The following is a 2,170-nucleotide window of genomic DNA, read 5'->3' as shown; positions in this document are numbered from 1 at the left end:
GCGCTGTACGGCGCGCAGACGCAGCGCGCCGTGCTGAACTTCCCCGTCAGCGGCGGCCGGCTGCCGGCGGCGTTCATCCGCGCGCTGATCCAGCTCAAGCTCGCCGCCGCACGGGCCAATGCGCGCCTGGGCAAGCTCGAGCCCGACACCGCGCAGGCGATCGAGGCCGCCTGCCGCGAGCTGCTCGACGGCGACTTCATGCCGCACTTCCCGCTCGACGTCTTCCAGACCGGCTCGGGCACCAGCTCGAACATGAACGCCAACGAGGTGATCGCGACGCTCGCGACGCGCCGCCTCGGCCGCCCGGTCTCGGCCAACGACCATGTCAACCACGGCCAGAGCAGCAACGACGTGATCCCGAGCGCGATCCACGTCAGCGCCGGCGTCGTGCTCGCCGAGCAGCTGCTGCCCGCGCTGCACCACCTGTCGAAGGTGACGCGCGACAAGGCCCGCAGCGTGCACGAGCACGTGAAGACCGGCCGCACCCACCTGATGGACGCGATGCCGGTGCGCCTGAGCCAGGCGCTCGGCGGCTGGGCCTCGCAGGTCGATGCGCAGATCGCCCGGCTCGAGGCCCTGCGCGCCGACCTGGCCCAGCTCGCGCTCGGCGGCACCGCCGTCGGCACCGGCGTCAACGCGCACCCGGATTTCGCGCGCCTGGCCTGCGAGGAGCTGGCCGGCCTCACGCAGCAGGCCTTCCGCCCTGGCGACGACTACTTCGCGCTGATGGGCGCGCAGGACACCGCGGTCTCGGTCTCGGGCCAGCTCAAGAGCCTGGCCGCGAGCCTGATGAAGATCGCCAACGACCTGCGCTGGATGAACTCCGGCCCGCTCGCCGGGCTCGGCGAGATCGAGCTCGAGGCACTGCAGCCCGGCTCGTCGATCATGCCCGGCAAGGTCAACCCGGTGATCCCCGAGGCGACCACGATGGTCGCGGCCCAGGTGATCGGCAACGACGCCGCGATCACCATCGCCGGCCAGTCCGGCAACTTCGAGCTGAACGTGATGCTGCCGCTGGTCGCGCGCAACCTCGTCGAGAGCCTGGAGCTGCTCGCACGCGTCAGCCACCTGCTGGCCGACAAGGCGATCGCCGGCTTCACGGTGCGCGGCGATCGTTTGCGCGATGCGTTGTCGCGCAATCCGATCCTGGTGACCGCGCTGAATCCGCTGATCGGCTATGCGCGCGCCGCCGAGATCGCGAAGCAGGCCTACCGCGAAGGGCGCCCCATCATCGACGTGGCCGACGAGCAGACCGACCTCGGCCGCGCCGAGCTCGAGCGGCTGCTCGACCCGTCACGCCTGGCCGATGGCGAGGGCGAAGGGGGCGGCGGGGGATGAGCACACCATTCGCAACAAAACGGCGTGTCGTCCTACAAATTGAGGGTGCATCCCGGGTTAAAGTCACAGACACGGAGCCGCAGTTACCTCCTCCCTCCTCCCAATGACACTGCGGCTTCTTCGGGCGGATGGTGCTTGCACCATCCGCTTTTTCTTTGTCGGTCCGTTTTGAGAGATCGATTTCAGCGCGCGATTCCAGATCAGCAATGCGCCAGCCGCGACGGCTCGGTGTGCGCGATCTCCCGCCCCACCGACACCGCATACGACAGCGCGGCGCTGCGCGAGATCCAGCGGTGGCCGCCGGCCAGGCAGCAGTCGCGGTACACCTCGCAGGGCGTGTTCACCGCGCCGCGCACGCGGCTCACGACGACGGCGGCCGTGTAGCCGCGGCCGCGGCCGCTGTCCTGCGCGGCCACATAGATCCGGAAATCACCCTCGTTGAATTGCTGATCGAACTGCATCTCGCGCTCCACGACGGCAACCCCTGCCGCGAGGCGAGACTATGTTCGATGCCGCGCCGCGAATCCATCCATCCGATTGACTCCCTCTTCGGGGGGACGATGTCGGATCCGGCGGCAGGTCACAGCGATTGCAGGATGTCCTTGCGCTTCTGCTTGTATTCGTCGTCGGTGATCAGGCCCTTGTCGCGCAGCTGCTTCAGCGCGGTCAGGCGGCGCTCGATCTCGTCGGCCTTCGGGTCGGCCGGCTTGACGATCGGCGCAGCCGGTGCCGCAGGCGCCGCGACCACCGGCGCCGCAACGGGCGGTGCCGCCGGCGTGAGCGTCGCAGCGGCCGCGGGCGGTGCCGCCAGCACCAGCGGCGGCGGGGGCGG

General features: G+C 70.0%; 3 protein-coding genes. 1 reads left to right on the top strand and 2 read right to left on the bottom strand.

Annotation, left to right across the window (positions count from 1 at the left end; translation table 11 throughout):
- The coding region (locus AC1D12_RS31555; protein ID WP_477845125.1) for a class II fumarate hydratase at positions 1-1,338 on the top strand (1,338 nt) is incomplete at its 5' end.
- A 200-nt stretch (positions 1,339-1,538) separates the two neighbouring features.
- Here the strand turns inward: AC1D12_RS31555 and AC1D12_RS31550 are convergent.
- A complete protein-coding gene (locus AC1D12_RS31550) occupies positions 1,539-1,799 on the bottom strand; it encodes a hypothetical protein (RefSeq protein WP_082004222.1) in 261 nt (86 codons plus the stop codon).
- Between the two features lie 119 nt (positions 1,800-1,918).
- A partial coding sequence (locus tag AC1D12_RS31545) for an SHOCT domain-containing protein (RefSeq protein ID WP_477845124.1) occupies positions 1,919-2,170 on the bottom strand: 252 nt, incomplete at its 5' end.

The sequence above is a fragment of the Rhizobacter sp. P1_G5 genome (assembly GCF_056405435.1).
This window is presented reverse-complemented; position numbering and strand designations above follow the sequence as displayed.

What these genes read in the sequence shown, in the direction of transcription:
- AC1D12_RS31550 (WP_082004222.1), bottom strand. Translation starts at nt 1,799, where the DNA reads ATGCAGTTCGATCAGCAATTCAACGAGGGTGATTTCCGGATCTATGTG.